Annotated in this window: 18 protein-coding genes; 9 read left to right on the forward strand and 9 right to left on the reverse strand. The window is 70.6% G+C overall.

Translation table 11 applies throughout. The features are described from left to right. Positions 1-97: 97 nt before the first annotated feature. From ACFT9I_RS16040 to ssd, 4 genes are read right to left on the reverse strand one after another with little or no spacing between them, the layout of a single operon-like run. Positions 98-901: a type II secretion system F family protein gene (locus ACFT9I_RS16040; RefSeq protein WP_382564612.1), complete on the reverse strand. Its 804-nt coding sequence runs from the start codon at positions 899-901 to the stop codon at positions 98-100. Beyond that, positions 898-1,788, reverse strand: coding sequence for a type II secretion system F family protein (locus ACFT9I_RS16045; protein ID WP_382564615.1), 891 nt, complete (start codon positions 1,786-1,788; stop codon positions 898-900). Before ACFT9I_RS16045 ends, ACFT9I_RS16040 begins: the two co-directional genes overlap by 4 nt. Before the next feature lie 17 nt (positions 1,789-1,805). Further along, a complete protein-coding gene (locus tag ACFT9I_RS16050) occupies positions 1,806-2,987 on the reverse strand; it encodes a TadA family conjugal transfer-associated ATPase (protein ID WP_382564616.1) in 1,182 nt (393 codons plus the stop codon). Beyond that, positions 2,984-4,099 (reverse strand): septum site-determining protein Ssd, encoded by a 1,116-nt coding sequence (gene ssd, locus ACFT9I_RS16055; protein ID WP_382564618.1) that lies wholly within the window; start codon positions 4,097-4,099, stop codon positions 2,984-2,986. Before ssd ends, ACFT9I_RS16050 begins: the two co-directional genes overlap by 4 nt. Positions 4,100-4,671: 572 nt before the next feature. On the opposite strand from ssd, the gene ACFT9I_RS16060 reads away from it, so the two are divergent. Beyond that, positions 4,672-5,508 carry an HAD family hydrolase gene (locus ACFT9I_RS16060; RefSeq protein ID WP_382564620.1) on the forward strand — a complete coding sequence of 279 codons (837 nt, stop codon included), beginning with the start codon at positions 4,672-4,674 and terminating at the stop codon, positions 5,506-5,508. Positions 5,509-5,887: 379 nt separating this feature from the next. Here the strand turns inward: ACFT9I_RS16060 and ACFT9I_RS16065 are convergent, their stop codons facing one another. After that, entirely contained in the window at positions 5,888-6,841 is a 954-nt protein-coding gene (locus tag ACFT9I_RS16065) for an oxidoreductase (protein ID WP_382564622.1), read from the reverse strand. A 102-nt stretch (positions 6,842-6,943) separates the two neighbouring features. Here ACFT9I_RS16065 and ACFT9I_RS16070 point away from each other — a divergent pair, with 102 nt between their 5' ends. Then, positions 6,944-7,930, forward strand: a complete 987-nt coding sequence (locus ACFT9I_RS16070; protein ID WP_382564624.1) for an ATP-binding protein — start codon at positions 6,944-6,946, stop codon at positions 7,928-7,930. Between the two features lie 106 nt (positions 7,931-8,036). On the opposite strand, the gene ACFT9I_RS16075 is transcribed toward ACFT9I_RS16070, so the two are convergent. After that, the gene (locus tag ACFT9I_RS16075; protein WP_382564626.1) at positions 8,037-9,425 is read right to left on the reverse strand and encodes a hypothetical protein; all 1,389 of its coding nucleotides are present in this window, start codon (positions 9,423-9,425) and stop codon (positions 8,037-8,039) included. 306 nt (positions 9,426-9,731) lie between these two features. Between ACFT9I_RS16075 and ACFT9I_RS16080 the strand changes: the two genes are divergently transcribed. From ACFT9I_RS16080 to ACFT9I_RS16105, 6 genes are all read left to right on the forward strand, one after another. Beyond that, positions 9,732-12,314 carry a SulP family inorganic anion transporter gene (locus ACFT9I_RS16080; protein ID WP_382564627.1) on the forward strand — a complete coding sequence of 861 codons (2,583 nt, stop codon included), beginning with the start codon at positions 9,732-9,734 and terminating at the stop codon, positions 12,312-12,314. A gap of 260 nt (positions 12,315-12,574) precedes the next feature. Then, positions 12,575-14,533 carry an acetate--CoA ligase gene (acs, locus tag ACFT9I_RS16085; protein WP_382564629.1) on the forward strand — a complete coding sequence of 653 codons (1,959 nt, stop codon included), beginning with the start codon at positions 12,575-12,577 and terminating at the stop codon, positions 14,531-14,533. Between the two features lie 131 nt (positions 14,534-14,664). Next, entirely contained in the window at positions 14,665-16,080 is a 1,416-nt protein-coding gene (gene nhaA / locus ACFT9I_RS16090) for a Na+/H+ antiporter NhaA (protein ID WP_382564631.1), read from the forward strand. A 101-nt stretch (positions 16,081-16,181) separates the two neighbouring features. Then, entirely contained in the window at positions 16,182-16,685 is a 504-nt protein-coding gene (locus ACFT9I_RS16095; protein WP_382564633.1) for a phage holin family protein, read from the forward strand. Continuing rightward, positions 16,682-17,665: an alpha/beta fold hydrolase gene (locus tag ACFT9I_RS16100; RefSeq protein WP_382564635.1), complete on the forward strand. Its 984-nt coding sequence runs from the start codon at positions 16,682-16,684 to the stop codon at positions 17,663-17,665. Before ACFT9I_RS16095 ends, ACFT9I_RS16100 begins: the two co-directional genes overlap by 4 nt. Positions 17,666-17,799: 134 nt before the next feature. Continuing rightward, on the forward strand, positions 17,800-17,979 hold the full coding sequence (locus tag ACFT9I_RS16105; RefSeq protein ID WP_382564636.1) for a hypothetical protein: 180 nt from the start codon (positions 17,800-17,802) through the stop codon (positions 17,977-17,979). Between the two features lie 202 nt (positions 17,980-18,181). Here the strand turns inward: ACFT9I_RS16105 and ACFT9I_RS16110 are convergent, their stop codons facing one another. From ACFT9I_RS16110 to nth, 3 genes are all read right to left on the reverse strand, one after another. Beyond that, entirely contained in the window at positions 18,182-19,381 is a 1,200-nt protein-coding gene (locus ACFT9I_RS16110; protein WP_382564638.1) for a MarP family serine protease, read from the reverse strand. A gap of 130 nt (positions 19,382-19,511) precedes the next feature. Beyond that, positions 19,512-20,300 (reverse strand): NUDIX hydrolase, encoded by a 789-nt coding sequence (locus ACFT9I_RS16115; RefSeq protein ID WP_382564640.1) that lies wholly within the window; start codon positions 20,298-20,300, stop codon positions 19,512-19,514. Between the two features lie 187 nt (positions 20,301-20,487). Next, a complete protein-coding gene (gene nth / locus ACFT9I_RS16120) occupies positions 20,488-21,387 on the reverse strand; it encodes an endonuclease III (protein WP_382564641.1) in 900 nt (299 codons plus the stop codon). A 363-nt stretch (positions 21,388-21,750) separates the two neighbouring features. Here nth and ACFT9I_RS16125 point away from each other — a divergent pair, with 363 nt between their 5' ends. Then, positions 21,751-22,425, forward strand: a complete 675-nt coding sequence (locus ACFT9I_RS16125; RefSeq protein WP_023539685.1) for a Crp/Fnr family transcriptional regulator — start codon at positions 21,751-21,753, stop codon at positions 22,423-22,425. The last annotated feature ends 38 nt before the right edge of the window (positions 22,426-22,463 follow it).

The following is a 22,463-nucleotide window of genomic DNA, read 5'->3' on the forward strand; positions in this document are numbered from 1 at the left end:
GTCCCACCGGCATCCTCATGTCAACCTCCCGTTGGATCAGCACAGTTGGATCAGCACAGTTGGTTCAGCACAGTTGAATCTGCGGACTCGCACCGGCTCAGTTGCCGCGCAGCAGCCCGGTCGCCAGGCCGATCACCACCGGGGCCACCCCCACCGCCAGAAAGGCGGGCAGGAAGCACAGCCCCACCGGAGCGGTGATCAGCACCTGGGCCCGGCCCGCGCGGGCCGCGGCCTGCCGGGCCCGTTCCGCCCTGAGGCCGTCGGCCAGCCGGGAAACCGGCTCCGCCGCCGGCGCTCCCGTGGACCCGGCCCGCTCCAGACAGCGGGCCAGCTCCGCGGCTCCCGGTATCTCGCCGAACCGCCCCCACGTCTCGACCGGTTCACCGCCGAGCCGCAGCGTCGCCGCCGTACTCACCAACCGCTCGCCCACCGGCCCGCCCAGCGACTCCCCCACCGCCTCCGCCGCCTCGCGCGGGCCCGCCCCGGCCGAGACGCAGGCGGCCAACAGGTCGGCGGCGAGCGGCAATTGCCGCGCGGCCTCGCCGACGGCCTCGTCCGTGGCCGCGCCGGAGTCCGGCTTACGCGTACGCAGCCACCGCCCGACGCCGTACGCCCCTGCGAACCCGACCACCAACCCGGCCGTCCCACCGATCAGCGCCCAGCCGAGACACCAGGCCCCCAGCGGCGGGCCCCACCGCCGTAGCCACGCTCCGCACTCCGGCCGCACGCGCCGCCGACCGGGCGCCACCTCCAGGGCCAGCAGCGCCACCATCCGTCCGCGCGCGGCCCGTTCGCGCCGCCACCCCGACCAGGCGAGGACCACGGACACCACCGCCGCGAACAGTGCGGCGGCCACCCACAAGCTGTGGACGAAGTCCCCCTGTGCGAGCCGCCCGTTCATGACGCCACCCCGCCCCGGACGATCCGCCCGGCCCACCAGAAGCCCATCGCCTCCAGGAGTCCGCCCACCACCAGACAGCCCAGACCAGCAGGGGTGTGGAGCAGCACGTTCAACGGGTCGGCGCCCATGGCCCAGCCCATGACCAGTCCCGCCACGGGCAGGAGCGCCAGCACCACGACCGTGGACCACGCACCGGCCAACTGGGCCCGCAGGGACTCCCGCTGGTCCTGCTGGGCTCGCAGCGCGGCACGCAGCCGATCCAGACCGGCGGCCAGTCCCGCCCCACCGTCCACCGCGACCCGCCAGCAGGCCGCGACCCCCACGAGACCTTCCGCACCCGGTCGCCGGGCGGCTTTGCGCAGGGCTTCGGGGACATCACCGCCGAAGCGGGCCGCCGCGACCACCAGGGCGGGTTCCGGGCCGCTCAGGTCCCGGCCGACGGCCCTGACGGCTGTCGTGAGCGCCTCGGCCGGTTGCGCCCCGGCCCTCAACTCCCCGACGAGCACGTCACAAAGACCTCGCACGGCCCCGGCATGTCGCTCCACCGCGCGCCGGTGCGCCGCCGCCCGCAGCCGCCGCCTCACGAGCGGCACCGCCACGGCACCGGCGACCAGCGGCAGCACCGACTCGCCCCACAGGGCGAGCGCCAGAGCGACGGGCAGACAGAGCCACTCCTTCCCCAGCCCCGCCAGCCGCTCGCGGACCACCCGCGCCGCAGGCCCAGCCTTACCGCCGCTGCTGCCGCTGCCTGCGATTCCGGCGATTCCGGCGCCGAACAGCAGCTCCGCCCGCCTTGTGGCCCGACTCCGGTCCACCTGCGCCCAGACCTCCAGCAGCACCAGCACCGCGCACAGCGCCGCGTAGGACAGGGTCATCGGCATCGGCATCAGGGCTGCCACCCGCGTCACAACGCACCCCCGATCAGCGACCGCAGCCTCGGCCAGCCCCGCTCGTACGCGAACCTCTCCGCGCCCCAGCGCAGCGCGGGCACCGGCACCACCAACCCCGCCGTATCCCGCTCCAGCACATGCACCTCGGCGATACGACGCCGCCCGGCCCGGTCCCGTACGAGATGGATCACCACCGACAGCGCCGCCGCCAACTGGCTGTGCAGAGCCGCCCGGTCGAGACCGGCGGCCGTCCCGAGGGCTTCCAGCCGCGCGGGCACATCGGCGGCGGCGTTCGCGTGAACCGTCCCGCAGCCGCCCTCGTGGCCCGTGTTCAAGGCGGCCAGGAGAGTAGTCACCTCAGCTCCTCGCACCTCCCCGACCACCAGCCGGTCGGGCCGCATCCGCAGCGCCTGCCGCACCAGGTTCTCCAGGGTCACCTCGCCCGCGCCCTCCTGATTCGCGGGCCGCGCCTCCAGACGGACCACGTGCGGGTGGTCGGGCCTCAACTCCGCCGAGTCCTCGGCCAGTACGATCCGCTCACGCTCCCCCACCAGGCCGAGCAGGGCCGCGAGGAGGGTTGTCTTTCCTGAGCCCGTGCCCCCACTGATCAGGAACGACACCCGGGCCTCGATCAGCGCCCGCAGCAGCCGCTCACCGCCCGGCGGCACCGTCCCGGCGGCGGTCAGTTCCGCCAGGGAGAAAGCCCGGGGGCGTACGACCCGCAGGGACAGACACGTCGATCCGACGGCCACCGGGGGCAGCACCGCGTGCATCCGGGTGCCGTCGGGCAGCCGGGCGTCCACCCACGGGCGCGCGTCGTCCAACCGCCTGCCCGCCACGGCGGCGAGCCGCTGCGCCAGCCTCCGTACGGCCGAGGCGTCCGCGAACGACACGTCCGTCAACTCCAGCCCGCCTCCCCGGTCCACCCAGACCCGGTCGGGCGCCGAGACCAGCACGTCCGTCACGGAGGGATCGGCCAACAAGGGCTCCAGCGGCCCCGTCCCGACCAGCTCGCACCTCAACTCCTCAGCGGCACCGAGCACTTCCGTGTCCCCCAGGAGCCTCCCCTGGGCCCTCAGAGCCGCCGCCACGCGTGCGGGGGTCGGTTCGGCCCCGCTCTCCGCCAGACGCTGCCGTACGGCGTCCAGGAGCGCTCCACCGACCTGCGCTCCCCTGGCGCGTGTCACGGCGCTCACGCGGTCACGCTCCCGTCCCCGGCGCCCGCGAGCGCCCGCTCCCAGAACGCGGCGCAGAACCGCGCCAGCGGACCCCGCGCGCTCGCCCCCGGCGGTGACCCGGTCTCCTGAGCCGCCAACAGACCCGGCTCCACGGGAAGTTCACCCACGAGCGGCAGCCGCAGCGCGTCGGCCACCCAGTTGTCGTCCAGCCCGGTCGCGTACGGCCCACGGACCACCGCCCGCAGGTCCGGCAGGACCATGCCCACCAAGGACGCCACCCGGCCGGCGGCCGCGACGGCCCGCAGCTCCCCCGGTACTACCAGCAGACCGACGTCCAACTGCGCCAGCGCCTCTGTGGCGGCCTCGTCGATCCGGCGCGGAAGATCCACGACCACGACGCCGCCCCGTCTGCGGGCCGCCGCGAGGACGGACCGCATGGCCGCCGGCGGGACGAGCACGGAGTCTCCGCGATCCCAGCTGAGCAGACGCAGATCGTGCAGCCGGGGCAGCGACTCCTCCAGCGCACCGCCCGCCACTCGCCCCTTGGAGGCGGCGAAATCCGGCCATCGGCGGCCCTTCGCGCGCTCACCGCCGAGCAGCACGTCGAGCCCCCCGCCGAGCGGGTCGCCGTCGATGAGCATGGTGCGCAGGCCCTGGCGGGCGGCCGTGACCGCCAGGGCGCAGGCCAGCGTCGAGGCCCCGGCCCCGCCACGGCCGCCGATCACCCCGACGGTGAGCGCGGGCCGCCCCACGCCTTCGGCGACGTCGGCGATCCGGTCGACGAGCCAGCTCTCCGCGTCGGGCAGGCGCAGCACGCTGTCGGCACCGATCTCGACGGCCCGCCGCCATACGTCCGGGTCGTCCTGGTCGCGGCCGACGAGCAGCACCCCTCGGCGCCGGGTGGCGGACCGGCACCGTACGGCCGCGTCGTCGCCCACCAGCACGAGCGGTGCGGACTCCCACCCACCCCGTCGCTCGGGCACCGAATGGTGCACCTCGGGCTCGGCGCCCGCGGCGGCGCACAGCCGCAGCAGATCATCGAGCAGGTCGACGTCCTCGGTCACGATCAGCGGTCCGGCCCGGCGCCCTTCGGCGACCGGCGAGCGGTCGGACGTCCTGAATCCAGCCATTTACTCCACCCCCTATTCCCGCGATCCCAGATCAACGTCCGCAGCCGCGCCGAAGGCGCTCGCCCACACGATGCGGAGACACCTCAAGGGCATCCGCTCAGTGGGCTCTCAGCGATCTCGCAGTGATCCGGCATCGGTCATTCCGGCTACCGCGAACTTTCGCGGTCGGAAATCACCGTGCATCGCGCGGAAAAATCGTGTGGATCTTGCTCAAAAGCTGTGGACAACTCGCCGGTTGTGAATATCTCCGTAGCTCATACCGGTGACTTCCGAGAGCAGCCTGGCAACTACGCACAGTGACGAGTAGAGTGCGAATCAGCTCCGCGCACGCGAAGCGCCATGAGGGGAGGGGATGCGGGGTGGCCACGGGCCCGAGCGTCAGAAACGCGTCCGGACATGCGACGACCCCCGCCGGGGGGGAGAGCGGGGGTCGTCCCCCAGACCGACTCGGGGGGGGGGAGGAGCCGGACCAGGTGAGCACGGTCGCGAACGATCCGTGACTTCCATGGTGTACCCGAGAGCCTTCTCAGGCAAACCCACGCGCCGTACCTTACGCCGAATGGTGGGCGCCTATGCTCGACATCGTGGAAAACCACTCCTTGCCTCGCACAGCGGCCTTCTTTGACCTGGACAAGACGGTCATTGCGAAGTCGTCGACGTTGACCTTCAGCAAGTCCTTCTATCAAGGCGGACTGATCAACCGCCGAGCCGTACTGCGCACCGCATACACGCAGTTCGTCTTTCTCGCGGGCGGCGCCGATCACGACCAGATGGAGCGCATGCGCGAGTACCTCTCCGCGCTCTGCAAGGGCTGGAACGTCCAGCAGGTCAAGGAGATCGTCGCCGAGACGCTGCACGATCTCATCGACCCGATCATCTACGACGAGGCCGCCTCCCTCATCGAGGATCACCACACGGCCGGACGTGACGTGGTGATCGTCTCCACATCCGGCGCGGAAGTCGTCGAGCCGATCGGCGAACTCCTGGGCGCCGACCGGGTCGTGGCGACCCGCATGGTCGTCGGGGCCGACGGCTGCTTCACGGGTGAGATCGAGTACTACGCGTACGGGCCGACCAAGGCCGCGGCGGTCAAGGCGCTCGCCGCGTCCGAGGGGTACGACCTGGACCGCTGCTACGCGTACAGCGACTCCGTCACCGACCTCCCCATGCTCCAGTCGGTCGGGCACCCGTACGCGGTCAATCCCGACCGGGCGCTGCGTCGCGAAGCGACGGCCCGTGATTGGCCGATTCTCGTCTTCAATCGGCCGGTCCGGCTCAAGCAGCGGCTGCCCGCCTTCTCCATGCCCCCACGGCCGGCGCTCGTCGCGGCGGCAGCGGTGGGCGCGGCGGCGGCCACGGCGGGACTGGTCTGGTACGCGAGCCGGCGGCGCCAGGCGGCCTCGGCGTGAGCCGCACACCGATCACACCGGCCACACCGGTCACACACACCAACCACAGCCGGGCGTTTCATCCTTATTTGAACCTAAAAGTAAAGTCGAGGAGCGAGGGCTTTCGCTTCTTCCCGGACAGGAGTAGAAAGGAATCAACGGCCCGCGAGACCAAGGACATCCGAGAGGACGACCTGTAACGCACGAAGGCCCCACGGACCGAGCATGAAAACCGAGTACCCACGCGACGTCGACCCGTCGATTACGGGCCAGCCGCACCAGGTGACGGGCGAAGTACCCGACCTGATGGGCAAACTACGAGGACGCTTGGTAACTCGGTGGACGTGCCAGCGGCGGTACCTCTCCGGTACCGCCGCATTTCTGTTCCAAAGGACGCACCCTAGGCCGCGCCGCGCTGCAGCGCCTCACAGACGGCCGTCGACTCCCTGACACCCAGCTCGACCGCGCGCCCGCAGTGCGTGATCCACGCCGCCATCCCGTCGGGCGTCCCCGACAGATAGCCGTCGAACGCCGCCACGTACGCGGCACGCCCCAGCTCCGCGTGCCCGACCTCGGACGGGCAGATCGACTTGGGGTCCAGCCCGCTGCCGATCAGCACGATCCGCTCGGCGGCCCGCGCGACCAGGCCGTTGTACGAGCCGAAGGGGCGCAGCGCCAGCAGTTCGCCGTGCACGACGGCCGCCGTGACGAGCGCGGGCGCCGAACTCCCCGCGATCACCAGGCCGGAGAGCCCGTCCAGCCGTCCGGCCACCTCGTCGGCGGCGGGCAGCGGCGCCTCGATCAGCGGCTGGGGACTGTCGGGCCCCGGCGTCTCGACGACCGGTTCACCGGCCAGCCTCGGCCGCCCGACCGTCTCCCCCGCGACCACCGCGGCCTCCCCGGCCACACCCGTACCAACACCCACACCCGTATCAACGCCGACGCCCGCACCGGCACCCACGCCCGCGCCACCGGCCGCCACCAGATGCAGCCGGGCCAGCACCCGCACCGGCGACTGCCGCCAGATCGAGAGGAGTTGGCCCGCCTCGGCCGTCAACCGCAGCGCGGCTCCCACCGTCAGCGCGTCCGACGCGGCGCCGAAGTCGCTGCGCCTACGCACCTCTTCGAGCGCCCAGTCCGCGCCGGAGAGCGCCGCCGATCCGCGCGCGGCACGCAGCGCGGCCTCCGAGGTGACCTCGTTGCTGCGCCGTCTCATCACGCGGTGCCCGTAGACCAGGTCGACCGCCTTGCGCACCGAATCCACCGCGTCGGGGACGCCCGGCAGGGAGCCCAGAGCGGCGAGAGGGTCATGCCCTCGTGGAGCGGACGAAGCGTTCGGAGCTGTCGTACTCATAGGTAGCAAGGCTACGCGCCCATAGCGCACGCCCCACGTTGGAGTGGTCTTCTTCACCCGAAGTGACAGCGCACAGCGACATGGCCACTACGCTAGGTGAACATGAAGATCGCTTTCGTGGGTAAGGGCGGCAGTGGCAAGACGACGCTGGCCTCGCTCTTCATCCGCCATCTGACCGCCAACGAGGCCCCCGTCATCGCGGTGGACGCCGACATCAACCAGCATCTCGGGGCCGCCCTCGGTCTCGACGAGGCCCAGACCGCCGCGCTGCCGGCGATGGGCGCGCATCTCCCCCTCATCAAGGAGTATCTGCGCGGCACCAACCAGCGGATCACGTCCGCCGATTCGATGATCAAGACGACGCCCCCGGGCGAGGGTTCCCAGCTCCTCCGGGTCCGCGAGCCCAACCCGGTGTACGACGCCTGCGCCCGCACCGTCCGGCTGGACGACGGCGACATCCAGCTGATGGCCACGGGGCCGTTCACCGAGTCCGACCTGGGGGTGGCCTGCTACCACTCCAAGGTCGGCGCGGTCGAGCTCTGCCTGAACCACCTCGTCGACGGCCCGGACGAGTACGTCGTCGTCGACATGACGGCGGGCTCGGACTCGTTCGCGTCGGGGTTGTTCACCCGGTTCGACATGACGTTCCTGGTTGTCGAACCGACGCGTAAGGGCGTGTCCGTCTACCGCCAGTACAAGGAGTACGCGCGGGACTTCGGCATCGCGCTGAACGTCGTCGGCAACAAGGTCCAGGCCCAGGACGACGTGGACTTCCTCCAGGACCAGGTGGGCGACGACCTGCTCGTGACCGTGGGGCACTCCAACTGGGTGCGGTCCATGGAGAAGGGCCGCCCGGCCGCCTTCGAGCTGCTGGAGGCGGAGAACCGCGTGGCGCTGCAGGTCCTGGAGGACGCGGCGGAGGACTCGTACGCGGACCGCGACTGGGAGCGCTACACGCGGCAGATGGTGCACTTCCATCTCAGGAACGCGGAGAGCTGGGGCAATGCGAAGACAGGCGCTGACCTGGCCGCACAGGTCGACCCGGCGTTCGTGCTCCGCGAGGACGTGGCGGTTCCGCAGCCGAGCTGAGCGCCGCGGTGGTACGGGCGGCACATCGTCGTGCCGCCCGCACCACCGCGCTCACCGCGCTCACCGCGCTCACCGCTCGCAACGCCCGTACCCCCGGGCGCTCGACTCAGTTCGCGGCCGGGTCCCCTTCGGGGCCCGAGTCGGAGCCCGAGTCAGGGCCGGAGTCAGGGCCGGAGGAATCCGGGCCCGCGTCCGGGCCGTCGGCAGCCTCGGAGGCCGGGTCCGAATCCGCCGGGGCCGCCGGTGAGGCCGGGGCCGTCGGCGGCCTGGGAGCCGTCAGATACGACTGCCAGCCGGTCGCGGGCTTCTGGCCGACACCCAGCTCCCGCAGCCTTTCGAGCGTCTGCGGGTCCTGCGCGTCCAGCCAGTCCGCGAGTTCCTTGAACGTCACGCACCGCACGCCGTCCTTCACACAGACGGTCTTGATCGTCTCCTCGACGGCGCGCATGTACGTGCCGCCGTTCCACGACTCGAAGTGGTTGCCGATGATCAGCGGCGCGCGGTTGCCGTCGTACGCGCGGCCGAAGGCCTGGAGCAGGCCGTCACGCATCTGGTTGCCCCAGTACTCGTGCTGGGACGGGTCGCCGTTGACCGTCTTCGACTGGTTGAACATGAAGTTGTAGTCCATCGAGAGCGTCTCGAACTTCCGGCCGGGCACCGGGACGAGCTGCAGCGGGATGTCCCACATGCCCTCGGTCTTCTTCGGCCAGACCTGGTTGCCGACACCGCTGGAGTCGTAGCGGAAGCCCATCGTCCGCGCCGCCCGCATCATGTTCTTCTGCCCTTCCAGGCAGGGGGTGCGGGCGCCGACGAGTTCCTTCTCGTAGTCGAAGGGCAGCGGAGCCTCGGTCGTCAGGCCGGTGTTGCTCTTCCAGTTCTTCACGAAGGCCTTGGCCTGGCTGATCTCGCTCTTCCACTCCTCGACGGACCAGTTGCCGACCCCGCCGTCCGCGCCGCAGAAGTGCCCGTTGAAGTGGGTGCCGATCTCGTTGCCGTCCTGCCAGGCGGCGCGCAGCTCGCGCAGGGTGTTCTTGATCCCCTCGGTGTCGTTGAAGCCGATGTCCGAGCGGCCGGCGGCGTGTTGGGGCGGGCTGTACTGCTTGGACTTGTCCTCCGGCAGCAGATAGACACCGCTGAGGAAGTACGTCATCTTCGCGTCGTACTTCTTGCCCACGTCGCGGAAGTGGGAGAAGAGCTTCTGGCTGTCCTCCCCGGCGCCGTCCCAGGAGAACACCACGAACTGCGGCGGCTTCTGACCGGGCTTCAGGCGCTCCGGCTTGAGGACGCCGGGCTGGGCGCCGGTGTACGCCGTGGAGCCGTCGCCGATGAGCCGTACCGCGCTCTTGGCCGGCCCCTTCTTCGCCCCGTGGGCGCCCTCCTCGGCCTTGGTCCCGTCCTTCGGTTCCGGTGAACCGGACCCGGAACATCCGGCGAGCCCCACGGCCAGCGCCGTCACGACCACGCCGCAGGCGATCCTCTTTCTGGCGGCCAGCATCCGCCCACCTCTTCCCTCAGGTTCTGTGCGTTGGAGCGCCGGAACGCCGAAAAACGCCGAGCACGGCGCCGAGCGCCGACAACGTCGCACTGGGACCCGAGGGGATCCGGTATGACAAGCCGGACAAAATGACTAATCACCGTTGCGGGTGAAAGTTTGCCCCATTTGCCGGGAAAGTCATGCCACAATCTTTACTCTCCATTACGATCCATTTACTGAGCGTTGATAAATCCCGCCGCTGCACGCCGTGACTCACGGCCGCGTCACCTGTTCCGCGACCGCGCCGCCCCGGAGGAGACGGGAACCATGTCTGCCTACGTCCCCACCCGCGAAGACCCGCCCGACCGCCCCGATCACCCCGGCCAGACCGAGCGGTCCGACCGCCCTGGCCGGTCCGACCACGCAAAGAGCCCAAAGAGCCCACGGAGCCCGCAGAGCCCGCCGCCCGGCCGGTGGCGAGGGTTCCGGATCGCCGGGGCGGACTTCTCCGCCTCCATCTCGGTCTTCCTGATCGCCCTGCCGCTCTCCCTCGGCATCGCGCTCGCCACCGGCGCGCCCCTCCAGGCCGGTCTCGTCGCCGCGGCCGTGGGCGGTCTCGTGGTCGGCCGCCTCGGCGGCGCTCCGCTCCAGGTCAGTGGTCCGGCAGCGGGTCTGACCGTCGTCACGGCCGATCTGATCCAGCGGTACGGCTGGCGCACCACCTGCGCCATCACGGTGCTCGCGGGTCTCGCCCAACTCGGTCTCGCCGCCCTGCGCGTCGCCCGCTCGGCACTCGCCGTGAGCCCGGCGATCGTGCACGGCATGCTGGCCGGCATCGGTGTCACGATCGCGCTCGCCCAGCTGCACATCGTCCTCGGCGGCACCCCGCAGAGCTCCGCCGTCGCCAACGTCCAGGGTCTGCCCGCCCAGTTGGCCGGTCTGCACCCGGCCGCGGTCTCCGTGAGCGCGCTGACCGTGGTCGTTCTGCTCGCCTGGCCGCGTATCCCGGGGCGTACGGGCCGGATCCTACGGAAGGTGCCCGCCGCCCTCGCGGCGGTGGCGGCGGCGACCGCCGTGGCCGCCCTCGTGGGGCTGCGCCTCGACCGCGTCGACCTGCCCTCCTGGAGCAGCCATGTGCTTCCCGAGCTGCCTCAGGGGCCGGTGCTGGGGCTGATCGCCGCCGTTCTCACCATCACCCTCGTCGGCAGCGTCGAGTCACTGCTGTCCGCGGTCGCCGTCGACAAGTTGGTGGCCGCGCGCAAGGACCCGGACGTCCAGATCCCACGCGCCCGGCTCGACCGGGAGCTGGCCGGACAGGGTGCGGCGAACGTCGTCTCCGGGGCCCTCGGCGGACTGCCGATCACCGGGGTCGCCGTCCGCAGCGCGGCCAATGTGGCCGCGGGCGGAATCAGTCGGAACTCGACCATGCTGCACGGGCTGTGGGTCGCCGTCGCCGCACTCTTCCTGGGGTCCGTGCTCGACCTGATCCCGCTGGCCGCGCTCGCCGCGCTGGTCATGGTCATCGGCGTCCAGATGGTCAGCATCACGCACATGCGCACGGTGCGGCGCAATCGCGAACTGCTCGTCTATGCAGGGACGCTGGCCGGTGTGGTGTTCACCGGCGTCCTGGAGGGGGTCGCGATCGGAATCGCGCTGGCGGTCGCCGTCGCGCTGCACCGCCTCACCCGGACCCGGATCACGCTGGACGAGCAGGAGGGCGTCCACCGGCTGCGCGCGCGGGGCGAGTTGACGTTCCTGGCCGTTCCACGGCTGAGCCGTCTGCTGCACCAGGTGCCGCAAGGAAGCGACTGCGTGGTCGAGTTGGACGGGTCGTTCATGGATCACGCGGCGTACGAGGCGCTGCACGACTGGCAGGTCGCACATCTGGCCCAGGGCGGCACGGTCGAGTTCACCGGCAGATCCGGGGACCGTATCGCCGAGCCCGCCGAGCCGGTGACGCAGTCGAGCACCTGCTGCCGGCCGTGGACACCGTGGCGCAACCACCACTGCGGCGATCCGGTGGAGCAGCGGCAGACGCCAGGGCGGAAGACGGATGAGGTACGGGTTTCGAGCCGGGTCCAGGCCGGCGGCCAACTCGCCAGTGGGCTCAGCTCGTTCCAGCGCAACACGGCTCCGCTCGTACGGGGCGAGCTGGCGCGGCTGGCACGCGAGGGCCAGCAGCCCTCCCAGCTCTTCCTCACCTGCGCCGACTCGCGTCTGGTGACAAGCATGATCACTGCGAGCGGCCCCGGCGATCTGTTCACCGTCCGCAATGTCGGCAATCTGGTCCCCCTTCCGGGGGAGAAGGGCACGGAGGGGCAGGACGACTCGGTGGCGGCGGCGATCGAGTACGCGGTCGATGTCCTGCGGGTCGAGTCCATCACGGTCTGCGGCCACTCCGGCTGCGGCGCGATGCAGGCCCTCCTCAACGCCCCGGCCAACGCCCCGGCCAACGCACCCGCCGGCACACCTGCGAACGGACTCGCCGACGCACCCGTCGACTCACACCCCGGCGCACCCGCCACCCGGTCCGCACAGGAAGCCCCCGCGCCGCCCTCCCCCCTCACCCGCTGGCTCCGGCACGGCCTGCCCAGCCTGGAGCGGATGAGGAGCCGCGAGCACGCCTGGGCCCGGATCTCCGGGCGACTGCCGGCTGACGCGGTCGAGCAGCTCTGTCTGACCAATGTCGTCCAGCAGTTGGAGCATCTGCGCGCCCACACGGCGGTGGCCCGGGGCCTGGCCGAGGGAAGGCTCGAACTGCACGGCATGTACTTCCATGTCGGCGAGGCGCAGGCGTATCTGCTCGCGGCCGACGGACAGCCCGACGAGCTGCCCGAGGGACAGTCCGACAGCACCGACAAGGTGTTCAACCGGGTCGCCCCGACGGCTTTCGAGGAGTCGCGCGCCTGAACCGGCGGCCCGCCGCATCCGTGAGAATGTGTGGCCCCGTTCCCCACCACAGCCGGGGAACGGGGCCACTTACTCGTACGCCGACCCATAACTCCACTCGTCAGTCCGGCCGCATAGGTCTAAACCAATTTCCTGAAGACCCTTGTCACCCGGGCATCTGCCTGATGAGCTAGGCCCGGGGACACATAGGACGCCCTGGGAAAGGGAGATGTCGTGAGCAACAAAAGCCTGGCCAACCTGCTCAAGGAGGAGACGGGAGTATGAGCGAGAACTCTTCCCTCTCCAACCTGCTCAAGGAAGAGCGGCGGTTCGCGCCACCGGCCGAGCTGGCCGCGAACGCCAACGTGACAGCGGAGGCGTACGAGCAGGCCGCGGCGGACAGGCTTGGCTTCTGGGCCGAGCAGGCCCGGCGGCTCACCTGGGCCACCGAACCGACCGAGACCCTCGACTGGTCGAACCCGCCCTTCGCGAAGTGGTTCGCGGACGGCCGGCTCAACGTCGCGTACAACTGCGTGGACCGCCACGTCGAGGCGGGCAACGGCGACCGGGTCGCCATCCACTTCGAGGGCGAGCCGGGCGACAGCCGTGCCATCACCTACGCCGAGCTGAAGGACGAGGTCTCCCGGGCCGCGAACGCGCTCACCGAGCTGGGCGTGACCAAGGGCGACCGGGTCGCCATCTATATGCCGATGATCCCCGAGACGGCCGTGGCGATGCTGGCGTGCGCCCGCATCGGCGCCGCGCACTCCGTGGTCTTCGGCGGCTTCTCGGCCGACGCCGTGGCCTCCCGTATCCAGGACGCCGACGCCAAGCTCGTCATCACCTCGGACGGTGGCTACCGGCGCGGCAAGCCGAGCGCGCTCAAGCCCGCGATCGACGACGCCGTCGCCCGGTGTCCGCAGGTCGAGCATGTCCTGGTGGTACGCCGCACCGGCCAGGACACCGCCTTCAGCGAGGGCCGGGACGTGTGGTGGCACGACATCGTCGACCGCCAGTCCGCCGAGCACACGCCGGAGGCGTTCGACGCCGAGCACCCGCTCTTCATCCTGTACACGTCCGGCACGACGGGTAAGCCCAAGGGCATCCTGCACACGTCGGGCGGCTACCTGACCCAGGTGGCGTACACGCATCACGCGGTCTTCGACCTCAAGCCGGAGACGGACGTCTACTGGTGCACGGCCGACGTGGGCTGGGTGACCGGTCACTCGTACATCGTGTACGGGCCGCTGGCCAACGGCGCGACGCAGGTCATGTACGAGGGCACGCCCGACACCCCGCACCAGGGGCGCTTCTGGGAGATCGTCCAGAAGTACGGCGTGACGATCCTCTACACGGCGCCGACCGCGATCCGCACGTTCATGAAGTGGGGGGACGACATCCCCGCCAAGTTCGATCTGACGTCGCTGCGCGTCCTGGGCTCGGTCGGTGAGCCGATCAACCCCGAGGCGTGGATCTGGTACCGGCAGAACATCGGCGCGGGCAAGACCCCCGTCGTGGACACCTGGTGGCAGACCGAGACCGGCGGCATGATGATCTCCCCGCTGCCCGGCGTCACCGCCGCCAAGCCGGGCTCCGCGCAGCGCGCGCTCCCCGGTATCTCGGCGACCGTCGTGGACGACGACGCCAACGAGGTGCCGAACGGCGGCGGCGGATATCTCGTCCTCACCGAGCCGTGGCCGGCGATGCTCCGCACCATCTGGGGCGACGACCAGCGGTTCATCGACACCTACTGGTCGCGTTTCGAGGGCAAGTACTTCGCGGGCGACGGCGCCAAGAAGGACGATGACGGCGACATCTGGCTGCTGGGCCGCGTCGACGACGTGATGCTGGTGTCGGGCCACAACATCTCCACCACGGAGGTCGAGTCGGCGCTCGTCTCGCACCCGAAGGTCGCCGAGGCGGCCGTCGTCGGCGCCACGGACGAGACGACCGGCCAGGCGATCGTCGCCTTCGTCATCCTGCGCGGTACGGCGTCGGTGGACGACGGCCTGGTGGCCGAGTTGCGCAACCACGTCAGTACGGCGCTGGGGCCGATCGCCAAGCCGAAGCGGATCCTGCCGGTGGCCGAGCTGCCGAAGACCCGGTCGGGCAAGATCATGCGGCGGCTGCTGCGCGATGTCGCGGAGAACCGTCAGCTCGGTGACGTCACGACGCTCACCGACTCCTCGGTGATGGATCTGATCCAGACGCAGCTCCCGAGCGCGACCAGCGAGGACTGAGCACCCCACCGTGCAGCGGGAGCCCCCGGCGTATCGCGCCGGGGGCTCCTCTTTGTAAAGTGGGCGGCGCGTCAACAATGTAATAAGAATCCAAAGGTGCGCCGGGAAGTCTGGTCGGCAGGCAATTCGTCATGCCCGCCGAACCGACCGGAGGACCCCTCGTGGCCACCCCGCGCACCTTTCTCGGACGCCTCCCGCTCCCCGAGCGGACGTATCTCGCGAGCGCGCTGCGGACCGAGACGGTCGGCGGTGTCCTGCTGCTCGTGGCCGCGGTCGCCGCCCTGATCTGGGCCAACACCCCGCTCAGCGCCAGCTACACGACCGTCGGCGACTTCCATCTGGGCCCGGCCTCGCTCGGCCTGGACCTCTCGATCCGGCACTGGGCCGCCGACGGACTCCTCGCCGTCTTCTTCTTCGTCGCCGGCATCGAGCTGAAGCGCGAACTGGTGGCCGGTGAACTGCGGGACCCGAAGGCCGCCGCCCTCCCCGTGATCGCGGCGCTCTGCGGCATGGCCGTGCCCGCGCTCGTCTATGTGCTGGTCAACGTCGTGGGCGGCGGATCCACGGACGGCTGGGCCGTCCCCACGGCCACCGACATCGCCTTCGCGCTCGCCGTGCTCGCCGTCCTCGGCACCTCGCTGCCGTCCGCACTGCGGGCCTTCCTGCTCACCCTCGCTGTCGTGGACGACCTCTTCGCGATCCTGATCATCGCGATCTTCTTCACCAGCGACATCGACTTCCTGGCCCTGGCGGGCGCCTTCGTGGCGCTCGCCGTCTTCTGGCTCCTCCTGAGGAAGGGGGTGCGCGGTTGGTACGTGTACGTCCCGCTGGCCCTCGTCGTCTGGGCCCTGATGTACAACAGCGGCGTCCACGCCACCGTCGCCGGTGTCGCGATGGGCCTGATGCTCCGCTGCGTCAGGCACGAGGGCGAGGAGCAGTCCCCCGGTGAGCACATCGAACACCTCGTCCGCCCGCTGTCGGCCGGTCTCGCCGTGCCGCTGTTCGCGCTCTTCTCGGCGGGTGTCTCCATCAGCGGCGGCGCGCTGGCCGACGTCTTCACCCGGCCGGAGACCCTGGGGGTGGTCCTGGGGCTGGTCGTCGGCAAGGCGCTCGGCATCTTCGGCGGCACCTGGCTGGCCGCGCGCTTCACCAAGGCCGAACTGAACGAGGATCTGGCCTGGCCGGACATCCTCGCCGTGTCGACGCTCGCCGGAATCGGCTTCACCGTCTCGCTGCTCATCGGCGAACTCGCCTTCACCGGCGATCCCGGGCTGACGGACGAGGTGAAGGCCGCCGTCCTGACGGGTTCGGTGATCGCCGCCGTACTCGCCGCCGTACTCCTGCGGCTGAGGGTGCGCACGTACCGGGCGCTGTACGACTCCGAGGAGCTCGACGAGGACAGGGACGGGATCCCCGACATCTACGAGCAGGACGACCCGGCGTACCACTTGAGAATGGCCGCGATCTACGAGGGGAAGGCGGCCGAGCACCGCCGGTTGGCGGAACACGCCGCAGCGACGCGCGATGAGGGCGCCGGTCCGGCATGATCTGACATCCGACATTGATCCGGCTTCCGGCATGATCTGAAGGCGCGGAGCCGGAAGAATCGCAGATCTGCGAGAGCGCAGCCGAAACGAGGGAGTCAACGATGAGCGACCCCGGCAGCCATGCCGCCGTCACCACCGAACCTGTCGACGCCGTTCCAGCCGTCCGGGCCAACGGCGCCGACCGCAGCCTCGGTCAGTTGGTCTCATCGGCGACCGCGGAGGTGTCCGCGCTGGTGCACGACGAGATCGCGCTGGCCAAGGCCGAGGTGCGACAGGACGTCAAGCGGGGCGTGATGGGCAGCGCCGCGATCGGTATCGCGGGAGTGTTCGCGCTTTTCTCGCTGCCGGTGCTGAGCTTTGCCGCCGCGTACGGGATCCACAACTGGGGCCTCGGGCTCGCCTGGTCGTTCCTGATCGTGGGAGGAGCGTTTCTGCTCATCGCGGGACTGCTGGCGCTGATCGCCCTGCGAAAGTTCAAGAAGGTCAAGCCGCCGGAGAAGACGATCGCGTCCGCCAAGCAGACGGCCGCCGTGCTCCAGACGGTCAAACCGCATCCGCGCCCCGTCCATGAGGCGGACAAGACTGTGGCACGCTCGTCTGTATGACCGCCCCCGAAAACGGCCCTGGCACCAACTCCGGCACCGTTCCCGGCGCGACTGCCGCAGCCGTCGCGACTGTCGCGGCCGATGTGCGCCTCGACGGGCCCTGGACGCACCGGGACGTGGCGGCCAACGGGGCCCGCTTTCACATCGCCGAGATGGGCGACGGGCCGCTGGTGCTGCTGCTGCACGGCTTCCCGCAGTTCTGGTGGACCTGGCGGCACCAGCTTCCCGCGCTCGCCGAGGCCGGGTACCGGGCCGTCGCGATGGACCTGCGGGGCGTGGGCGGCAGCGACCGTACGCCCCGGGGTTACGACCCTGCCAACCTGGCCCTCGACATCACCGGTGTGGTGCGTTCGCTCGGCGAGCCGGACGCCGCGCTCGTCGGACACGACCTCGGCGGGTATCTCGCCTGGACCGCGGCCGTGATGCGGCCGAAGCTGGTGCGCAGGCTCGCCGTGTCGTCGATGCCGCACCCGCGCCGCTGGCGCTCCGCGATGCTGTCGGACATCTCGCAGAGCAGGGCCGGCTCGTACATCTGGGGTTTCCAGCGGCCGTGGCTGCCGGAGCGTCAGCTCGTCGCCGACGACGGGGCGTTGGTGGGTGAGCTGATCCGCGACTGGTCGGGGCCGCAGCCGCCCGACGACAAGACGGTCGACATCTACCGGCGGGCGATGACCATCCCCTCGACGGCGCACTGTTCGATCGAGCCGTACCGCTGGATGGTGCGGTCGATGGCGCGGCCGGACGGGATCCAGTTCAACCGGCGGATGAAGCGTCCGGTGCGGGTGCCGACCCTCCAGTTGCACGGGTCGCTCGATCCGGCGATGCGTACGCGCAGTACGGCGGGGTCCGCCGAGTACGTCGAAGCGCCCTACCGGTGGCGGCTGTTCGACGGTCTTGGCCATTTTCCGCACGAGGAGGACCCCGTGGCGTTCTCCACGGAACTCATCAACTGGCTGCGGGATCCCGAGCCGGACCGCTGATCAGCGCCGTGTTCGACGGGTCGACACCTCCCCCATGAACACTTGTACGACGAACAGCCAATTGCCTCACGCATAGGCCAATTGGCCGACGCCGGGGCGATTACCGACCATGGGCCCCGGGCAAACGTCGGGGTATGGGCTGGACGCACGACTACGGTGACGCAGCACGCAACCGCCGCTCGGCCTCGGTGCCGATCACCCACGAGAGGGGCGGCCCGGAAGGTCAGGGCCATGATCTCCGACTCGGTATTCCACTGATTCTCCGCCGAAGGGCCCGTTGGGTCTCGGCACGGCTGCGGCATCCGCGCAGCTAGGCACGACGGGATCAGGATCCGGGCCGGGCATCAGATCGGACATCAGGGATCAGGATCGGCGGAAGCGAGAAGGAGCAACGGAGCACGGGAGCAACGGAGGACAGAGCCGGGCCGGACCAGGATTTCCTGGCCCGGCCCGTCCTCGTTTCCGGCGCCGTCCGCGTTGTTCTCGTTCCAGCGCTGTCGGTTCCGCGTTCTGCCGCTAGAGCGCGCATCCCTGGCTGTCGACCTGCTGGTTCGCCTTGCGGCCCAGGTCGATGTCCTCGCGGATCTCGTCGGCCGTCAGGGCGTAGCCGGTGTCCGGGTCGTCCAGCGAGCGGGCGAAGATCACGCCGTACACCTTGCCGTCGGTGGTGAGCAGCGGGCCGCCGGAATTGCCCTGCCGGACGGTCGCGAAGAGCGAGTACACATCGCGCCGGACCTCGCCGCGCCGGTAGATGTCCGGCCCGTTGGCGTCGATACGGCCCCGGACACGGGCCGAGCGCACGTCGTACGCGCCGTTCTCCGGGAAGCCGGCGACGATCGCGCTGTCGCCGCTGCTCGCGTCCTTGTCGGTGAACTGGAGCACGGGGGCGCGCAGATCGGGCACGTCCAGGACGGCGATGTCCCGCTCCCAGTCGTAGAGGACGACCTTCGCGTCGTACAGCCTGCCTTCGCCGCCTATCTGGACGGTGGGCTCGTCCACGCCGCCCACGACGTGCGCGTTGGTCATGACGCGGCGCTCGGCGAAGACGAAGCCGGTGCCTTCGAGGACCTTGCTGCAGCTCTGCGCCGTACCGACCACCTTGACGATGGAGCGCTGCGCGCGGGCGGCGACGGGGCTTCCGACGAGCGCCGGGTCCGGCGGGTCGACCGCGGTGATGGGCTCGTTCGCGAACGGGCTGAAGACCTGCGGGAACCCCTTCTCGGCGAGGACGGAGGAGAAGCCCGTGAACCAGGTCGCCGTCTGACCGGGCATCACCCGCGAGACGCCGAGCAGCACCTTCGAGTTACGGACCTCCTTGCCGAGCGTCGGCAGCGAGGTCCCGGCCAGGGCGGAGCCGATCAGCCAGGCGACCAGCAGCATGGCGACGACATTGACCAGCGCGCCGCCCGTGGCGTCCACGGCGCGCGCCGGTGACCAGGTGATGTGGCGGCGGAGCTTGTTGCCGAGGTGGGTGGTGAAGGCCTGTCCCACGGAGGCGCACACGATCACGACGACGACGGCGACGACCGTGGCCGTCGTCGTGACCTCGGCCTCCTCGGTGATCTGGTCCCAGAGCACCGGGAGCAGATAGACCGCGACGAGACCGCCGCCGAGGAAGCCGATCACCGACAGGATGCCCACGACGAAGCCCTGGCGGTAGCCCACGATCGCGAACCACACGGCGGCGAGCAGCAGCAGGATGTCCAGCACGTTCACTGTCAATAGCCTCGCTAGCCTCGCTGATTCGTCTCCCGTCGCCCCGTCGGGCGGGGGTCCGGACCTGCGGCGGAATCACTGTCCGACAGCCGTACCATCGGGCCGCCGGCACAGCGATTGGGCAAGCCTGTCATGAGCGCCGGTCGAGCGGGACCTCCTTCGAGCGGTCCCATGGGCGCTCCCAGCCCGAGAAGTGCAGAATGCGGTCGATCACCCCGGCGGTGAAGCCCCAGACGAGCGCCGAAGCGACCGTGAAAGCGGGGCTGTTGATCCCGCTCGGGTGTGTGGCCATGACGCGGTTGGCCGGGTCCGTGAGATCCGCCACGGGCACGGCGAAGACCCGGGCCGTCTCCGCGAGATCGACGGCGCCGACCGGGGTGGGGGTGTGCCACCAGCCGAGGACCGGGGTCACCACGAACTCGCTCACCGGGATGTAGAGCTTGGGCAGCACGCCGAAGAGCTGGACGCCGGAAGGGTCGAGCCCGGTCTCCTCCTCGGCCTCCCGCAGCGCGGCGCGCAGCGGTCCGGTCGTGGCCGGGTCGCCGTCCTCGGGGTCGAGGGCGCCGCCGGGGAAGGAGGCCTGTCCGGCGTGCGAGCGCAGGGTGCTGGCACGCTCCATCAGCAGCAGCTCGGGGCCGCGCTCGCCCTCACCGAAGAGGATGAGTACGGCGGACTGCCGTCCGAGGCCGTTCTCGGGCGGCAGGAAGCGGCTCAGCTGTTCCGGCGCCACGGTCCGCATGGCGCGCACCACCGGGTCCAGCCAGTCGGGCAGGCCCTCGGTGGTGACGGGGACGTCGGTCCCCTGGTCGCCGTGGACGTGTTCTCCGTGGACGTGGTCGCCCTGGATGTGGTCGCCCGGGACATGTGCGGCACGCGCTGTGCGTGCGGTCCGTGCGGCATGCGTGTCAGCCCGTGTCATCGGCACCCCCGACGTACAACGCCCGCTGTCGCCCGGATCGTTCCAGCCGCATGTGCCGCAGCCCTTCCTCTCCCGCTCGTTCTGCTCGCCCCGTTCGCCCGCCGCCCCGCCGGTCTGTCCACCGGTCTGTCCACCGGTCTGTCCGGTGATACGGCTCCGGCCCGCCGTGCGCTCACCGCGCGGGCGCTCATTCGGCCCCGGCGGGGGTGCCGAGGGGCGGTGCGGGCTTGCCCGGGTAGTCCGGCGGCGGGGAGAGCCGCTGTCCCGGGTAGCCGCCCATCTCGTACTTGAGCAGCTTCTTGGCCTTCTCCGGGTCCGTCTCGCCCTCTCCGTAGGAGGGGCAGAGGTGTGCGATCGGGCAGGCGCCACAGGCGGGTTTACGTGAATGGCAGACCCGGCGTCCGTGGAAGATGATCCGGTGCGAGAGCATCGTCCACTCGCTCTTGGGGAAGATCGCGGCGATCTCCGCCTCGACCTTCTCTGGATCCTCCTGGTCGGTCCACTTCCAGCGGCGCACGAGCCGGCCGAAGTGGGTGTCGACAGTCAGGCCAGGGACACCGAAAGCGTTGCCCAACACCACATTGGCCGTCTTGCGGCCGACACCCGGCAGCGTCACGAGGTCCTTCAGCGTGCCGGGCACCTCGCCGTCGTAACGGTCACGGAGCGCCGTCGACAGCCCTATGAGGGACCTCGCCTTGGCCCGGAAGAAGCCCGTGGGGCGGATGACCTGCTCCAGCTCCTCGGGCACGGCGGCGGCCATGTCCTCCGGGGTCGGATACTTCGCGAACAGCGCGGGCGTCGTCTGATTGACGCGCAGGTCCGTCGTCTGGGCGGACAGGACCGTGGCGACGAGCAGCTCGAAGGGGTCGCGGAAGTCCAGCTCCGGGTGGGCGTACGGATAGACGTCGGCCAGCTCGCGGTTGATCCGGCGGGCGCGCCGGACCATCGCCAGGCGGGACTCCGGCTTGGCACTCTTCGGCCGCTTGGCGCTCGTGGCCTCGGTCGCGGGCTCGGCGCCCTTGCTCGCGGTCTTGGTCTTGACCTCGGACTTGGCCTTGCTCGCGGGCTGCCCGTCGGCAGGCTTCACGCTTGCGCCTTTTGCGGCTTTGTTCGACTTCACGGAGGGCTGTTCGCCCACAGCGGAATTCTGCTTCGGTGACACTCTTCCAGCTCCCTTGCGCTGCCCTCTCACCGGCGAGTTGGACACCCGGCCAGCCTAGAGCCCGGCACTGACATCCGCCCCGGGCCCGGCCGATCACCACCCGAATCGGGCCCCGGGGCACGGTCCGGGGCCGCTGTACGTCAAACTTGTGACTGATCGCACGTTTTCGACAACGGGTGACCGGTACGGAGACAGAGTCGCCGCCGGCCCGCGCCACCCTTGAACACGCAGCACGTCCGGCATCATGGGACCGACGGTCCCCTGAGCAGGTCGACAAGGAGAGATTTCGTGGACGATGTTCTACGACGCGCCCCGCTCTTCGCGGCGCTCGACGACGAGCAGGCCGCGGAGCTCCGCGCCTCGATGAGTGAGACGACGCTCGCCCGTGGCGACGCGCTGTTCCACGAAGGCGACCCCGGCGACCGCCTCTATGTGGTCACCGAGGGCAAGGTCAAACTGCACCGCACGTCCCCCGACGGCCGCGAGAACATGCTGGCCGTCCTCGGCCCCGGCGAACTGATCGGCGAGCTGTCGCTCTTCGACCCCGGCCCGCGCACCGCCACCGCGAGCGCCCTCACCGAGGTCAAGCTCCTCGGCCTGGGCCACGGCGACCTCCAGCCCTGGCTGAACGCCCGCCCCGAGGTGGCCACCGCGCTGCTGCGCGCCGTCGCCCGGCGCCTGCGCAAGACGAACGACCAGATGTCCGACCTGGTCTTCTCCGACGTGCCCGGCCGCGTGGCCCGTGCGCTCCTCGACCTGTCGCGCCGCTTCGGTGTGCAGTCGGAGGAAGGCATCCACGTCGTCCACGACCTCACGCAGGAAGAGCTGGCCCAGCTGGTCGGCGCGTCCCGCGAGACGGTCAACAAGGCGCTCGCCGACTTCGCCCAGCGCGGCTGGCTGCGCCTGGAGGCCCGCGCGGTGATCCTCCTGGACGTCGAGCGCCTCGCGAAGCGCTCGCGCTGACCCGCGCCGGCGTCCCAAGCACACGCGCCGGACGCCGC

Source organism: Streptomyces sp. NPDC057137 (assembly GCF_042670825.1).
In the GTDB taxonomy this organism is placed as follows: domain Bacteria; phylum Actinomycetota; class Actinomycetes; order Streptomycetales; family Streptomycetaceae; genus Streptomyces.

What these genes read in the sequence shown, in the direction of transcription:
- ACFT9I_RS16040 (WP_382564612.1), bottom strand. Translation starts at nt 901, where the DNA reads ATGAACGGGCGGCTCGCACAGGGGGACTTCGTCCACAGCTTGTGGGTG.
- ACFT9I_RS16045 (WP_382564615.1), bottom strand. Translation starts at nt 1,788, where the DNA reads ATGCCGATGCCGATGACCCTGTCCTACGCGGCGCTGTGCGCGGTGCTG.
- ssd (WP_382564618.1), bottom strand. Translation starts at nt 4,099, where the DNA reads ATGGCTGGATTCAGGACGTCCGACCGCTCGCCGGTCGCCGAAGGGCGC.
- ACFT9I_RS16060 (WP_382564620.1), top strand. Translation starts at nt 4,672, where the DNA reads ATGCTCGACATCGTGGAAAACCACTCCTTGCCTCGCACAGCGGCCTTC.
- ACFT9I_RS16065 (WP_382564622.1), bottom strand. Translation starts at nt 6,841, where the DNA reads ATGAGTACGACAGCTCCGAACGCTTCGTCCGCTCCACGAGGGCATGAC.
- ACFT9I_RS16070 (WP_382564624.1), top strand. Translation starts at nt 6,944, where the DNA reads ATGAAGATCGCTTTCGTGGGTAAGGGCGGCAGTGGCAAGACGACGCTG.
- ACFT9I_RS16075 (WP_382564626.1), bottom strand. Translation starts at nt 9,425, where the DNA reads ATGCTGGCCGCCAGAAAGAGGATCGCCTGCGGCGTGGTCGTGACGGCG.
- ACFT9I_RS16080 (WP_382564627.1), top strand. Translation starts at nt 9,732, where the DNA reads ATGTCTGCCTACGTCCCCACCCGCGAAGACCCGCCCGACCGCCCCGAT.
- acs (WP_382564629.1), top strand. Translation starts at nt 12,575, where the DNA reads ATGAGCGAGAACTCTTCCCTCTCCAACCTGCTCAAGGAAGAGCGGCGG.
- nhaA (WP_382564631.1), top strand. Translation starts at nt 14,665, where the DNA reads ATGCCCGCCGAACCGACCGGAGGACCCCTCGTGGCCACCCCGCGCACC.
- ACFT9I_RS16095 (WP_382564633.1), top strand. Translation starts at nt 16,182, where the DNA reads ATGAGCGACCCCGGCAGCCATGCCGCCGTCACCACCGAACCTGTCGAC.
- ACFT9I_RS16100 (WP_382564635.1), top strand. Translation starts at nt 16,682, where the DNA reads ATGACCGCCCCCGAAAACGGCCCTGGCACCAACTCCGGCACCGTTCCC.
- ACFT9I_RS16105 (WP_382564636.1), top strand. Translation starts at nt 17,800, where the DNA reads ATGGGCTGGACGCACGACTACGGTGACGCAGCACGCAACCGCCGCTCG.
- ACFT9I_RS16115 (WP_382564640.1), bottom strand. Translation starts at nt 20,300, where the DNA reads ATGACACGGGCTGACACGCATGCCGCACGGACCGCACGCACAGCGCGT.